This is a genomic window from Paenibacillus sp. plas6 (assembly GCF_057221655.1).
This window is the reverse complement of sequence record NZ_CM170151.1, coordinates 404,564-419,703: the sequence shown is the minus strand read 5'-3', so window position 1 is coordinate 419,703 and position 15,140 is coordinate 404,564. Positions and strand designations below refer to the sequence as shown.

The 15,140-nt window shown below is 40.0% G+C and carries 12 protein-coding genes; 10 read left to right on the top strand and 2 right to left on the bottom strand.

What is annotated here, in order from left to right; all coding sequences use genetic code 11:
- Positions 1 to 205: 205 nt before the first annotated feature.
- From isdC to AC2TDL_RS02045, 8 genes are all read left to right on the top strand, one after another.
- Positions 206 to 1,267: a heme uptake protein IsdC gene (gene isdC / locus AC2TDL_RS02080; protein ID WP_484698430.1), complete on the top strand. Its 1,062-nt coding sequence runs from the start codon at positions 206 to 208 to the stop codon at positions 1,265 to 1,267.
- A 28-nt stretch (positions 1,268 to 1,295) separates the two neighbouring features.
- On the top strand, positions 1,296 to 2,522 hold the full coding sequence (locus AC2TDL_RS02075) for an S-layer homology domain-containing protein (protein WP_484698429.1): 1,227 nt from the start codon (positions 1,296 to 1,298) through the stop codon (positions 2,520 to 2,522).
- 11 nt (positions 2,523 to 2,533) lie between these two features.
- Positions 2,534 to 3,505 carry a heme ABC transporter substrate-binding protein IsdE gene (gene isdE, locus AC2TDL_RS02070; RefSeq protein WP_484698427.1) on the top strand — a complete coding sequence of 324 codons (972 nt, stop codon included), beginning with the start codon at positions 2,534 to 2,536 and terminating at the stop codon, positions 3,503 to 3,505.
- A gap of 110 nt (positions 3,506 to 3,615) precedes the next feature.
- Complete coding sequence (locus tag AC2TDL_RS02065) at positions 3,616 to 4,293, top strand: response regulator transcription factor (protein ID WP_484698426.1); 678 nt, start codon at positions 3,616 to 3,618, stop codon at positions 4,291 to 4,293.
- The gene (locus AC2TDL_RS02060; RefSeq protein WP_484698425.1) at positions 4,290 to 5,177 is read left to right on the top strand and encodes a sensor histidine kinase; all 888 of its coding nucleotides are present in this window, start codon (positions 4,290 to 4,292) and stop codon (positions 5,175 to 5,177) included. The genes AC2TDL_RS02065 and AC2TDL_RS02060 overlap by 4 nt, the downstream gene beginning before the upstream one ends.
- A gap of 149 nt (positions 5,178 to 5,326) precedes the next feature.
- Entirely contained in the window at positions 5,327 to 6,880 is a 1,554-nt protein-coding gene (locus tag AC2TDL_RS02055) for a hypothetical protein (RefSeq protein WP_484698424.1), read from the top strand.
- A 5-nt stretch (positions 6,881 to 6,885) separates the two neighbouring features.
- Positions 6,886 to 9,843, top strand: coding sequence for a DEAD/DEAH box helicase (locus AC2TDL_RS02050; protein WP_484698423.1), 2,958 nt, complete (start codon positions 6,886 to 6,888; stop codon positions 9,841 to 9,843).
- A gap of 7 nt (positions 9,844 to 9,850) precedes the next feature.
- Entirely contained in the window at positions 9,851 to 10,117 is a 267-nt protein-coding gene (locus tag AC2TDL_RS02045; RefSeq protein WP_484698422.1) for a hypothetical protein, read from the top strand.
- Between the two features lie 117 nt (positions 10,118 to 10,234).
- On the opposite strand, the gene AC2TDL_RS02040 is transcribed toward AC2TDL_RS02045, so the two are convergent.
- Entirely contained in the window at positions 10,235 to 11,374 is a 1,140-nt protein-coding gene (locus tag AC2TDL_RS02040) for a YfbR-like 5'-deoxynucleotidase (protein WP_484698420.1), read from the bottom strand.
- 167 nt (positions 11,375 to 11,541) lie between these two features.
- On the opposite strand from AC2TDL_RS02040, the gene pnpS reads away from it, so the two are divergent.
- A complete protein-coding gene (gene pnpS / locus AC2TDL_RS02035) occupies positions 11,542 to 13,320 on the top strand; it encodes a two-component system histidine kinase PnpS (RefSeq protein WP_484698419.1) in 1,779 nt (592 codons plus the stop codon).
- 121 nt (positions 13,321 to 13,441) lie between these two features.
- A complete protein-coding gene (locus AC2TDL_RS02030; RefSeq protein WP_484698418.1) occupies positions 13,442 to 14,164 on the top strand; it encodes a response regulator transcription factor in 723 nt (240 codons plus the stop codon).
- A 26-nt stretch (positions 14,165 to 14,190) separates the two neighbouring features.
- Here the strand turns inward: AC2TDL_RS02030 and AC2TDL_RS02025 are convergent, their stop codons facing one another.
- The gene (locus tag AC2TDL_RS02025; protein ID WP_484698417.1) at positions 14,191 to 15,069 is read right to left on the bottom strand and encodes a helix-turn-helix domain-containing protein; all 879 of its coding nucleotides are present in this window, start codon (positions 15,067 to 15,069) and stop codon (positions 14,191 to 14,193) included.
- Positions 15,070 to 15,140 lie beyond the last annotated feature (71 nt).

Genomic DNA, 15,140 nt, shown 5'->3' with positions numbered 1-15,140 from the left:
TATCAACTATTTTGTAATCTGTTGTTCATATTCAGTTCATAATTTTAGGTTACAATAATGGTTGGATTTGGCAGAAACTATTTTTTTTGATTTATCAATGATAATGATTATCATTTTCTCGCTAGAATAAGCGGTTAAGTCAAGATGATGCCGAATTCTCAATGAGATTCTATAGAGTAAAGGAAGGGAGAGAAATATTATCCATATGAAGTGGAAAGTAATCTCAAGTATTTTTATTACACTTTCATTGATTATTGTTTTCTTTCAAGGGGGTCAATCTACTTACGCAGCTAGCTTATCAGATGGCACGTATACCGTTGATTTTCTCATTAAGAAGCCGGACGATGAGTCGGTTTCAATAGCGAATGATTATTGGGATAAGCCTGCAAAAGTAATCGTCGATGGAGGAAAAATTACAGTACAAATGACGATTAATCATAGCAAATGGGTAACGGTCTTTAAAGTTCCAGGTGGAAGTGGCTATGTCGATGCTAAATTAGTAAGTAGCGACAGTGATAATGATAAGAGAGTTGTGCAATTTTCAGTAGATAGTTTAGATAACGACATGCTGTCACAAATCCATGTAACTGTACCAGATATTAATTACGATCACGACTATACGATTCGCTTTGTTTATGATACGAGTTCGTTACAATTAGTTAGCCAGCCGCAAAGCAGCAGCGCTCCAACAGCTACTCCTGCTGCAAGCGCAACAACACAACCATCAAAAGCTGCGGAGACAAATTCAGAAGTGAAGGCGACAGCAAAACCTTCAGAAGCTGTTAAAGCAAGTTCACAACCAACTGCAAGCACAAAACCAGCGTCAACTTCTACCAGCACTAGCTCGCAAACAATAGAGCAATCAGTTAAACCGACTGCAACACCAAGCGCAACTGATTCCGCAGCTGAGTCTGCACCTTCAACAACACCAAGTACTGATTCCTCGGAAAAAGAAAATAAAGCTAATCTAGCAGAAAATGAAGCTAGTAAGGAAGATATAGAGCCTTTTGCTAGCGATAGTGAGGAAAATGAATCAATTCCGCAACCAAGTGATAATGAGGAGGAGCAAGTTACTGGCGCTGAAAATGTTGAACTAGGAACGGTATTAGATGGAGCAAATGAAGAAGATGCCAATGTGATTAGTGCTTCTGTTAACAATAAGTCAAGCAGTTCAAATTGGATGATTATCGGAGCAGTTATTGTTCTCGTATTTATTGTTGGATTTGCAATTATCGCTATGTATCGCAAAAGAAAAGTGAAACAGTAATACAACTTGACCGAGGGGAGTTAATTAAATGTTGGAATTCATATTAAATCGGAGCCGTAAAAAGTTGCTGCTTATTACAATGGTTGCAATGTTGTTTGTCTCGTTATTAGGAGTTCAATGGGTAAATGCAGCTAAAGGAGAAAATGCTACTGCAGCAAATACAGAAAACAAAAGTTCAGCTATAGATCCAGCTAATTTACAAGATGGCACTTATTATATTGACTATGAGGTACTCTATGCTGATAAGGAGAAAACATCGATTTCTGCACAATATTTAGTAAGCCCAGCGTTGTTAAAGGTAGATGACGGTAAAAAGAGCCTTTCATTAACAGTGCTGCAAAGTAAAGAAATTGTTGGATTCAAAATTGATGGTCAAGAGGGTGTTGTTTCTAAGGAAGATAAGGGCAACAATACTCGCGTTGTTACCTTCCAATTGGATGATTTAACACGTACATATCCAGCTTGGATTAGTATTCATTGGATTGTTGAAGCGATAGATTTTAAATATATTCACTCCTATGATATTCGCTTTAAGTTACTTCCTGAAACGATTGTTAGTGTTGAAGCAGATGCTCCAGTCCCTACGAAAGATGGAACAGTTGGTTTTCCTAGCGGACTAAATGCAAGCGATGCGGAGAATATTATTGATTCTAAAGGAGGTTCTACAGAGCAAGAAGCGAACACGCAACCAACAACAGGCGAGCAAACAGGCAGTGTGAGCTTTAAAGATGTTGAAAATCATTGGGCAAAAGCAGCAATTACTCGTGCTACTGAACTTGGTATTGCCGCTGGTCACAGCGATGGAACGTTCCGTCCTGATGAACTAATTAATCGTTCGCAATTTGCTGTAATGCTTAGTCGTGCTTTAAAGCTTCCCGCTAGTAATCAAGCTGAATCATTTATCGATCAGAAGGATATTCCTTCTTGGGCAATTGAGCATGTTAATGCAGCAGTAGCTGCTAAGCTGATGAGCGGATATAGCGATCAAACTTTCCGCGGCGATAAAAACATTACTCGTGCTGAAATAGCCGTAATTATTGCGCGTGCAGCTAATCTTAACATAGAGGTAGAAGCAACGCTTAACTTCATTGATAAAGCAAACATTCCAGCCTGGGCACAAAAAGAAGTGGCAGCAGCAGTTCAAGCTGGGCTAATTAGCGGTAAGAGTAATCATCGCTTTGAACCATCAACTTCTGCTACTCGAGCTGAGGCACTAACACTGATTATGCGACTTTTAGATAAATACGGTAACTAAAGGCGAGGAGGGTGAAAATGAAAAGGGGGAGCTTATTTTTAGCAGTGCTTGTGTTAGTTATTGCTGTATTAGTTACAGCATTATTAACAGGCTGCTCGCAGAACGAAAACGACTCTTTCGTTAATGCAAAACAAGTTTCTAGTGATAGTACACAAGCTGCGGCAAAGAATGAGGAGGAGAAGCAAGACGAGGAATATCGCATTGTTTCAACTACAGTAGCAATTACACAAATTTTAGATGAACTTGAATTAGATGTCGTCGGCATCCCAACATCAGTGAAGGTATTACCGAAACGTTATAATGGTGTAACGAAGGTTGGCAATCCGATGAGTCCTGATATGGAGCTTGTTAAAATGCTCAATCCGACAGAGGTTCTATCCGTTACAACGTTAGAGTACGATCTAAAGCCAGTTTTTGAGGAAGCGGGGATTGATGCGACATTTGTAGATTTAACAAGCGTGGCAGCAATGAACCAAGCGATTGTTGATTTCGGAGAACGCTACAATCGTCAAACTCAAGCAGAAAAGCTCGTTCAAAAATTTCAAGCAAAAGTGGATAAAATAGAGGAATTAACAGCAGAGTATGAAAAACCATCAGTGTTAATTTTAATGGGGATTCCTGGAAGTTATCTGGTAGCAACTGAGCATTCATATATCGGTGATCTTGTTAAATTAGCTGGCGGTGTCAACGTGGTACAGGGGGAAGGCGAAGATGTTGAATATTTAGCATCCAATACTGAGTATCTGTATCAATCAAATCCTGACGTAATATTACGTGCCGCACATGGTATGCCAGATGAAGTAGTGAAAATGTTTGATGAGGAATTTAAAAATAATGATATTTGGAAGCATTTTGATGCGGTGAAAAATAATCGAGTTTATGACCTGGAGGAAGAGCTGTTTGGTACAACAGGCAATATATTGGCAATTGAAGCGATCGATGCATTATTGCCGATGCTGTATCCAGAATTAGAGCAAAAGTAATGGTTTACAAAACAAACGATATTGATTATCATTATCAATAATAGTTGTAAAATAATAGAAAATACCTTCTGTATTTTGCAATATTGGAGTTAGAGAAGGTGGAGATTGCTATGAAGCAGCTGCTAATTGCTGATGATGATGCACGGATTCGTTTGCAGGTTAATCATTATTTAACGCGAGAAGGATTTAAAGTCGTTGAAGCAGATAACGGAAAACAAGCGCTTCAAGTTATGCAGGATTATCATATTGATTTAGCAATTTTGGATGTGAACATGCCTGAAATTAATGGTTTAGATGTATGCCGTTATATTAGAAGCAATTATGATATTCCAATTATTTTGTTAACAGCACATCAGAAAATAGAGGAGAAGGAGCAAGGATATTTAAGTGGTACAGATGACTATGTAACTAAGCCATTTGAGCTGCCAGAGCTATTGTTTCGTATTAAAGCTCTCTTTCGCCGTTATTATATTGTCGCGAGCGATAAAATTCGCCTAAATAAGCTTGTTATCGATCGAATAAATCATGAGGTAACTGACGGTGAAACAGTGCAAATATTGCCGCTTAAGGAATTTGAACTGTTAGCCCAGTTAGCCCAATATCCTTGCAGACTGTTTACACGTGATGAGTTAATTACATTAATTTGGGGAGCTGATTACAGCGGAGATGAACGAACAATTGATGTACATATTAAACGGTTGCGTAAACGCTTTGCTCAATACGAGCATAGTTTTAGAATACGTACTATAAGAGGGCTAGGCTATAAGCTTGAGGTGTGCGTGAAATGAATAGTAGCCTAAAGCTGCTCAATTATTCGACAGATAAACTATCGTTGCAGTTTATTGCATTCAATTGTATTCTAGCTTTGCTTATATTAGTTACCCTTTTACTCATCGTTTTGCTGCGGAAATCTAAGCAAAAAATCAATAAGCTGGGGGAAAAAGTAGAGCAACTATACAGTAAACAAGCGGAATTGCAGACATCAGAACAAGCTGCACAAGCATTTGTTGCAGATGTTTCTCATGAAATACATGCCGCTTTAGCAATTTTGCAAAACTATGCTATGCTTATTCAACATGATGGAGCAACAGAGCAGCAACGAATTGATTTTGCAAAAATAATTAGCGATGAGGTCAATCAGCTTTCAGAACTATGCAGTCAATTGTTACTGCTAGCTCGTTTAGAGCATAAAGGGATAACACTATCCAAGCAAAACTATCCAGTAAAAGATCAGCTTCGCCATACACTTCAACTTTTTGAATATCAGCTTTCGCATAAAAAGCTTTTAAGTACATTAAAAATAAAGGATAACATATTCATATACGGTGATAAAATTCTTTTGCAGCAGGTTTGGAGTAATTTGCTGTCCAATGCGATCAAGCATACACCTGAAGAAGGCAGCATAACGATCGAGGTGAAAGAGGATCATCATCATTGTATCGTTATTATCAAGGACAGCGGCGAAGGTTTGGAAAAACCTGACAATGGATTGCTTTTTGAACGATTTTACAGAGAGCGTTCCATCCCTTTTCTTGATGGATATGGATTAGGCTTATCCATTGTGAAAAAGATTATAGATCTCCATAATGGGCAAATAGAGCTTAATAGCCAAGAGAATAGAGGTACCGCTGTTACAGTTTCGTTGCCGCATTTAAATGAAAAAGATCAATAGACAATTACATATCGTCGCAAGCAAGTAATAAAATACGAGCAGCGTACGGGCAAATAAGCAATTAATTGCTTATCTGTTCGTACGCTTTTTTTGTTTTTTTGATATAATAGTTAGAATGGAGAGAATAAAAATGAGGTGAATCAATACGCATGCAAATCTATAATCAATTGCTGGCGGCATTTGTTCAGCTTTGCCAGAATGGAGCGTATACCTCTACTGTTAAGCAAGCTTGGCAGCTTATGCAGGATGAAGCGGTACAGAAGGTAAAGGTTTATGCTGGCGGAATGATTAATGGAATAGTTAGAGATGGAGAGCTGCATGCAGTTGTGATTGATTCTGAGCATATTCGCTACAGCAGTTGCACATGCCAGCAACCACAGCTTTGTGAGCATATCGGTGCACTGTTTTTTCAATATTGCATGACTTTGGAAAATGGAAAAGTTCTCGCTGAGCAAGCCTATTTTCAAATAGTTGGCATTGTAAAAGCAGCAACGATAGAAAGAAAAGAGCAGCAGCCAACCATCGATCAAGATACAGAAATCGAAGGATTATTTAATAAATTGCGTGAACGATTTGGCGATGAATGGAAAAAATGCAAGCATTCATTTCATCCGCTTTCGCAAACGTTAACCGCAATAAAAAGTTTGGCTAGAAATAGTGAATATGAGGTGCAACGAATGCATTGGTGCGCCTCAATATTATTTGTGCTTTACTTAGGTGAACGTGCATTACAAGCTACTGATAGTTTTAGCCGTTATTATCATGAAATTAGCTTTAAACGTATTTCAGATCCATGGATCAGTCAACTTTATGAAACGTTTGAGCAACTCCAAAACGACAGATTACAGCCATTTCAACAACGCTGGTTGCAGCAGCTATTTTTGTTTGCCTACGAATGTGCTGAAACATATGAAAAGCCGATGCTGGAATGGGAACATATCATTTATCGCATGATGGCAGTAGCCGCTGGTCGACAGCCGCTGGAAGAAGACATAAAGAACGAGCTTCAGCGAAATCTAAAATATGAACAGCGACCGTATATGCTGCAATTGATTAATGGCTCGTTAGCAGCATTAGCTTTTCATTGTAATGATGATGAAACTGCACTTGCTTATGTTCAGCAATGTCCATTTGAGAAAGTACAACGTTTAGTATATCCGATGATAGAACAGCGTATGGCAGGCGAGCGTTGGGACATAGTGACGATATGGATGACGTGGCTGATGCAGCAATTTTCTGGAGGCAATCATTTGCGTTCAGTCGGACCATTTTTATCTTTATTGCGAAAAGCATTAAATCAACAGCCACAGGAGAAAAAATGGATTGAGGCAATGCTTGAGCTGCTGCCGCATTCCTATCAAGCGTTAACGGATTACTACTATTCACAGGGAGAATATACTGCTTGGGCAGATTTACAAATGTATATGGGACGAAAGCCGGAAGACTTTAAAGGCTCTGAAATGCAAAAAGTAGAATTGCATGCACCTCAAGTGCTGCTGCCGATGTATCATCAAGCGATTGAACAGGCGATTCATTCGCGTAATCGTCAAGGTTATCGAATGGCAGCGAAGCATATGAAGAAATTATATAGCTTATATGAGCAATTAGATAAACTTGATGTATGGCAGAGCTATAATGAGCGGATGCAGAGCAAATATAGTCGGCTTCGTGCATTACAAGAGGAGCTTGTGAAAGGAAAATAATTGGAATGATGAACAACGAAGGCGTTCAGACTATATCCATTGATGGTATATGGAATCGAGATGAACAATTAAATTATAGCATTGTCCTGCGCGTAGACGGTTGGAAGGAGACGACGTACGGTCAGCTAAGAACCTATTTATTTGGATGGGATGCTCGTTCATGGTACGGCACAGATATTGAGGAAAGTAAATTAAATGGCCGCACCATTCTAACGTTAACGCCACGTCAAGCATTTGAGTTTTTAACCGCGCCAGGAGCTTTGCAAATTCTAAAACTTGCACATAGTGAACGGTTAATGCTTATGCGCAGTATGGCACAGTTACTGGTTCACAGTTTAGAGCAGGGACAATTTGAGCCTGACGCAGCATTATGGAGCAAAGACCAGGCTAGCTGGAGGCTTGTTCTTACAGCAGATCAGCAGCAGCAGTGGGAAAATATGTTGCTGCAGGCACAGGCTTTTGGCTTTGAAGGGATTCAGTTATGGCCTAGCTTAATTATTAATGAATTGCTCGAGGTTGATGAAGCTGTTAAGCGGAGCTGGGATAACTTGCTTAACGATATAAGTGAGAGCATATTGATGACAACTGTAGATGATGAGGATGAATGGTTAGCGAGCATAGGTTATAAAGCAGGGACAGTTCCTTATAAGCTGGCAATTTCCTTGCATGAGCCAGCTCATAAAAATGCTAGCTGGATGCTGCGCACATCAATTTATAGCAGTCTGCATGAGCAGTGGTATTTGTTACAATATGAAAATTCTTCATTTGCGCAAAGCAAATCTTCTGCGCCAGCATCTGGTATTTCTAGCAGTAGTCGCTGGATGATGCAAGCGATAGATGGCAGTAAGCTGCCTTTACCTGCTGAATGGCTTGAAACATTGCCAGATAAGTTAATGCGTGAGCAGCAGCGATATAAACAAGTGATAGAACAAGATCTTCAATTTAATAATAATGGAATTTTACAGCATGCGATGTCAGAGCAAGAAGCATGGCAATTTTTAGAATATGTTAGCCAACAGTTACTGGCAGCAGGTTGTAAAGTTATTTTGCCGTCATGGTGGGAAAATGTAAAAAATCGTCGCTTAAAAATTAAAGGTAAAATTCGCGGTGCGCTAGGATCACCTGCAGAGCCGATGTTTGGGCTAAGTCAAATTGTCCAATTCGATTGGCGATTTGCTTTAGGAGACAGCGAAATTAGTGAAGAGCAGTTTCTTGAGCTAGCTGCAAGCAATCGCGGTCTTGTCAAAATAGGAGAGCAGTGGGTTTATCTTTCAGCCGATGATATTGCTCGTGTAAAAAAATGGATAAAACACGTTCATCGAAAAAAAGGGTTAACTTTTAGTGATGTGCTGCAAATGCACTTGCGCGGCGAGCATGGAGATTGGATCGAGGATGAGCTGGACGATAATATCGAAACAGAAATCGAATTCAATCAATATTTAATGAAATGGCTCGCACAATTGCAAAACGTTAGTGAAATACCGCTAGTTGAACCTCCAGCCCTATTCTTAGGAGAGCTGCGTCCATACCAGCAGCAAGGAACCTCATGGCTACTTTTTTTACGCCGCTACGGTTTGGGCGCAGTGCTTGCTGATGATATGGGTTTAGGGAAAACGATTCAATATATGGCTTACTTAGCAAATATAAAGGAAAGTGAGCTGGAGCAGAGAGAAAGTCCTTCCTTGCTTATTTGTCCGACATCAGTAATCGGTAACTGGGAGCGAGAGCTGCAGCGCTTTGTACCGCATTTGCGTGTTGTTTTGCACTATGGCTCAAAGCGCCTGAAAGGTGAGCAGTTTATAGCTGCCGTGCAAGGTGCTGATTTGGTAATTACCTCTTATGCTTTAGCACAAATTGATGCTGAAGATTTAGGAGGAATTGTTTGGGATTCGCTTTGTCTTGATGAAGCACAAAATATTAAAAATGTTTATACGAAGCAGTCTAGCGCAATTCGTAAACTGTCTGCAAAGCATCGCATTGCTTTAACAGGGACACCGATGGAAAATCGCTTAACAGAGCTATGGTCAATCTATGATTTTATTAATCCAGGCTATTTAGGAAGTCTCTATCAGTTTCGCCGTTCGATGATAGTTCCGATTGAGCGTGAGAAGGATAGTGGCAAAATCGAAGCGCTACAACGCTGGGTAAAGCCATTTATGCTAAGAAGGGTGAAGCGAGATCCAAATATTTCACTTTCGTTGCCTGACAAGCAAGAGACAAAGAGCTTTATTCCTTTAACGGCTGAGCAGGTTTCCTTATATGAAGGTATCGTAAGCGAGCTGCTCGAGAGACTGGATAAGGAACCGCCAATGCAGCGCAGAGGATTAATTCTCGGCTCATTAACGAAGCTTAAACAATTATGCGATCATCCTGCGCTATTATTAGGACAGCAAACGAAAAAGCAATGGGCGATTACTCGTTCCAGCAAGTTAGAGCGATTGTTGGAAATTGTTGATCATATTGCCGAACTAGGAGAGCGTTGCTTAATTTTTACTCAATATTTGGAAATGGGTCAGCAAATTAAGCAGCTGTTAGAGCAGCGCTACGAGCTGGAAATTCCGTACTTACACGGCGGAGTTCCAAAGCAAAAGCGTGATGAAATGATAGCAGCCTTCCAGGATGAGAATGTGCCGCATGTAGCATTTGTTTTAAGCTTAAAGGCTGGAGGAACAGGGCTAAATTTAACCGCAGCAAATCACGTCATTCATTTTGATCGTTGGTGGAATCCTGCAGTAGAAAATCAAGCAACTGACCGTGCATTTCGTATTGGGCAAACGAGACAAGTACAGGTGCATAAATTTATTACGATCGGTACGCTGGAGGAAAAAATTGACGCGATGATCGACAGCAAACAAATGCTGAATGAGCAAATTGTTCAGCAATCTGAACAATGGATTACTGAGCTGAGTACGGATGAATTGCGCGAGCTATTTACGTTGCGCAATAGCTGGTTAAAGGAGTGAGCAGCATTTGATAAATGAAACAGAAATTTTCGTGACTGCCGAGCAAAAAGAGTCGAGCAAGACAAATGAGCAAATAAAGCGAAGCGACAATGAGTCAAGTGAAAAGCCAGCTGCTAACGTAACAAACGGGTTAAAGGATGCTAGCGAAGAATTTCGTCAAGAGCAAGAGGAGCTGGCTGCTGCTCAAGCTGCACCGCCAATTACAGGAAGTAAGCAATGGAAGGAATTCTATGCGGCAATTTCACAATATGCGAAGTCATTAAAAAGAAAATAAAACGAATAGATATTAACTTCTGGCAAATAATAGCCAAGCGACAATAAATACCTCGAATTCAAGCGGGGATATTCGTCTGCTTGGCTATTGATATTTTTTAATATTTTTAGCACATCATTAACGCATAATATGATCAAACGTCAAATCATGCAAAATATAAGCTAAAAAGAAAATAACCGATGGATTTTCATAACGATGCTGAATTTGAATTAATTGCTGCTCATATTTGGAGGCATAATGTGGATTGTTACGTATTTCAAGATTGCTTTTAATTAGTGCGTCGATTTTATCTGCAATATCAACGAGCTCGCCTTCATAGCTATCGTCCTTCGCGTAAACGAGAAAGTCCATCATATCCTCGATCATAAAGCTTGGCAGCTCATGCACCATATCTCGAGCTACTTGTGCTTCGAACTGAGCAAAAGCCTGTTTAATTTCCGCAGAGGAGTGTTTAATTGGCGAAGCGACATCACCGCTAACTCCTTCAACGACATCATGCATAATTGCTTTTCCTAGCAAGGCATAAAGGTTTATATGGGCATGATTATATTTTTCTTTTTCCAAATGAGCATTAAACAAAGCGATGGCAGCGACCCGAAAGCTATGCGTAGCATCGTTATCGGGAATTAAATTAAAGCTGCCGCCCCAACGTTCAATTAAATCGAGATTTAAAATGTAATGTAAAAACTGCGCGACCCCTTGATCTTGCTCCTGTGCATGCAGCAGCCAGCGGATAGAGTCGTATTTGCTCTGTAGTAGCTGGCTTCGCAGCTCATGATAACGTGCAGCAAAATACCCTCCCTGTTGCAGGTCGCTTTCTCGCTTGCAAAAAAGCATCGCATCAAACGAATCAATTTCTCGAACTAAGCCGCCGATGTAGCTATCGTCCTCTGCATAGACAATATATTCCGTAAATGAGTTTTGTAGCGATTTCGATAATTTGCTAACAAGTTGGCGATTCACTTCATTTTCTAATCGTTGAATATGACCTGCCAGCGACTTTTCCTTTTTCGTTACATATTTAATCGAGCCAGTAACTGTTTCATTCAAATCATGTAATAGCGCTCTTCCAATAAGCAGAGCTGCAGGAATATCCTTTTGCAACAATCTTCGTTCAACAATACTGATTAGTACTGCAATGCTGGCACAGCGGAAGCTATGACTGGCTGCATTATCAATATAACGTGGCGAAAATTCCTGCCAGCGGCGAACATATTGCATTTGAATGATTGATTTGAAGTAATGGCTGTTATTCACATCGGCACCTCATTTCATATAAATGTCGTGCATCTGCAGTTCTTATGCTATTATAGCGGTAATTGAAGTAAACAACTAGTTTACATTTCGTTAACAGCACGTTTACAAATCAGTGATATAGTTAATACAGGTTAACCAGCCTGCGAGAATATTAGGAGGGACATATATTGTTAAGCTTTCGTGCAAGGCTGACGCTTATTATTATTTCAATGGTTGCACTTTCAGTTATAGCTTCGGGCTTTTTAATGCTGAACACATTTAAGGAAAACCATATCAATGTACTAGAGGATACATTAGAGCGTGAAATGAAGCTTATCGCTGCGCAAATGGACTGGATTGCGGGCGACGATAAAGAGCTTATTAAGTATTATACAGAGCGTGCAGTACAGCTCCATCAATTGACAGATGCCCGTATCACTTTAATGAAAGCTGACGGTACAGTGCTTGCAGATTCCAGCTACGATGCACGGAGAATGGACAATCATAGTCATCGTGAAGAAGTTATCGGTGCATTAGAAAGCGGGATAGGCAAATCCACGCGTTCAAGTGAAACGCAGCATGAAAATATGCTTTATGTTGCTATTCCCGTTACGAATACAGCTAGCAATGAAATCTATGTGCTGCGATTAGCGATAAGCTTAGGAGAGGTTGAACAGTCGATTAGCAGCTTAACCGCTGTGCTTGTTGTAGGCTTAATTATTTTATTTATAATTGCTGCGTTAATTAGCTACCGCATTGCACTCGGCCTTACTAAGCCGCTTGAAAAAATTACTCAGGTCGCGAAAAAAATACGAAATATGGATTATCGCGCGCGTGTAGAAAACACAAAAAATGATGAAATTGGTGAGCTTGGCAATGCAATTAATGCCATGGCAGACAGTTTGCAAATTCAAATGACACGTATTCGCGAAAATGAGAACCATCTGCAAAGTGTATTAAGCAATATGATAAACGGAGTCATTATGATGGATAGCAGTGGTGCTATTCTTATAATGAATGAACGAGCAGAGCAAATTTTAGGCGTATCTGCCTCTAAGTTAATCGGCAAGCATTACAGCGAGATTAAGCAACAGTATGAGCTAGCTCAGCTAATTTCAGAAGGCTTTGATACCCGACAACTAATTCATGATGAAATCACGTTTTATTATCCAGAGGAAAGACTGCTTGAGCTGAATCTAGTGCCGATTTATCAGTCACAAGGTAAGGATTTTAGCGGTATCCTGCTTGTGCTGCAAGACGTTTCAGCTATACGCAGACTTGAACGGATGCGCAGTGAATTTGTAGCCAATGTATCCCATGAGCTGAAAACGCCAATTGCGGCCGTGAAAGGCTTTGCTGAGACGCTACTAGGCGGTGCTGTGAAAGATGAAGAAACAGCCCATTCGTTTCTGCAAATTATTTATGATGAAAGTGAGCGGCTTGATCGCTTAATTGGAGATATATTGGAGCTGTCGAAAATCGAGTCACGTCGTGCCCCGCTAATTTTGTCGCCTGTAGATATTTCAAGCTTTATGGCAGACACGATTACGATTTTAGAAGTAAGTGCGAAGCGAAAACATATTAAAGTGAATTTAACTGCTCCGCAGGAACTTTACATGGAGGCTGATGAGGATCGTTTGCGACAAATCTTTGTTAATCTGCTAAGCAATGCAATAGCCTACACACCTGATGGAGGAAAGGTTGATGTGCGAATTGCATTAACTGAGCAAGAGAAGGTTCGAATTGAAATAGCAGATACTGGCATCGGTATCCCAGAAAAAGATCTTCCGCGAATTTTTGAGCGGTTTTATCGGGTAGATAAAGCGCGTTCTAGAAGTTCAGGCGGAACAGGTCTTGGTCTATCAATCGTCAAGCATTTGGTTGAACTGCATAAAGGTGTAATAACTGTACAAAGTGAAGTCGGCAAAGGCACTACATTTACATTAGAGCTGCCAGCAATTCATTAACATCATTAGGGAAGATTTACAAATGAAGATGTCCGTTATTTATGTTTTACACACAAATCATGATAGTGTTACACTATCGATAGAGGAAACAAAGAAATCGTATAATGATGGAGGTTTCATAATGTCTAATAAAATATTAGTTATCGAGGACGAGCCTACATTAGCTAGGTTGTTAACATATAATTTGAATCAAGAAGGCTATGAGACAACTGTCGTTGAAAATGGCAGTGAAGGGCTGCAAATTGCATTAGAGCATAAATTTGATTTAATTATTCTCGATATTATGCTGCCCGGCATGAATGGCTTTGAGGTGTTAAACCGCCTCCATCAACATGGTGTTCGGACGCCTGTTATTATTTTAACTGCTCGCAATGCAGAGGAAGAGGTTGTTCAAGGCTTGCGGCATGGGGCTGATGATTATATTACGAAACCATTTGGTGTTGCTGAATTGCTAGCGCGAGTATCCGCTGTTTTGCGCAGAACACAAAATGATGTGCCAAAGCCGAATTTATCAAATGAGAAAGTTATACAAGCAGGTGAACTTTCGATTTATCCAGAAAAATATGAGGTTAGTGTTAAAAATCAGCCAATATCTTTGCGGCCAAAGGAATTTGAGGTTTTGTTATATTTGGTCCAGCGTCCAGGCATGGTGATTAGTCGCGACGATCTAATGAATGTCGTTTGGGGATTTGATTATATTGGCGGCCAGCGCACAGTTGATGTGCATGTCAGCTCACTTCGTAAAAAACTTGAGCTAGAACAGCAATCGGTTCGGATTGAATCGATCCGCGGTGTTGGTTATAAACTAGTTATGCCAAAAAAGCTCGTAAGTCCTAGTCGTTAGGTCTTCGAGCTTTTATTGCTTTATATTTATTTTTGTGAATCAGCTGAAGTCCACTGCAGCATTTTTTTCTGATATTGCTTTGGCGAGCAATCGTTATATTTCTTGAACATTTTATAGAAATGTGCCATATTCGGCATTCCTATTTGTTCTCCAACCTCTGTAATACTTAAATCCTTCGTTAGCAGCAAACGTTCTGCGCGCTTTACCTTCCGATAGTTCACATATTCCGTAAACGACAAGCCAATTGATCTTTTGAAAAACTTTACAAAATAATAGTAGCTCATATTAACGATTTGGCATACTTCTTCTACTTGAATGCGATCGGTCAAATGTTGCTCCACATAATCTAATACTGGTTTTAGCCGCATTTTATCAAAAGGATCCTGCTCGGATAAAACTTTCCGATTATCGTTGCGCAGCAGCAGTAACAGAATTTGCTTAATAAGAATACTTACTGCAATTTCATAGCCTGCTTCTTTATTGCTAGCTTCTTGCAATATTGTTCGCACACATTTAGCGACCTCAAGCTGAATGTGCGGTTGTTCGGCAAAAATATAATTTGCACGGCTTAACGGCTCACGCGTTTCAGAAAAATAACGCATATAAGAAATTGAGCTTTGATCGAAAAAATGCTCCAAATCAAACTGGACAACGATATATTCCAAGTGGGAAGAGCAATAGTCTCGATGAAGCTCGTAAGTACCAAGAATGGCGACATTACCAGCAGTTAATGAGATCATATCGGATTCCATATATAAATCAAGCTGTCCTTTAAGGATAAGCAACAGCTCAAGCTGTTTATGGTAATGCCACTCTGTTCTCGTATGAGGTTTGCGCTGTGATTGGAATATCCGAATCCTTAGTAACGGATTATCGTAAGGAACGATTTCATGGTAAGCCTCCATCTACTATCCCCTCCCAAACAGTTTCGTAGTGGCAAATGAGTTTTAAGATATGGTGTAACCTTTTTTACTGA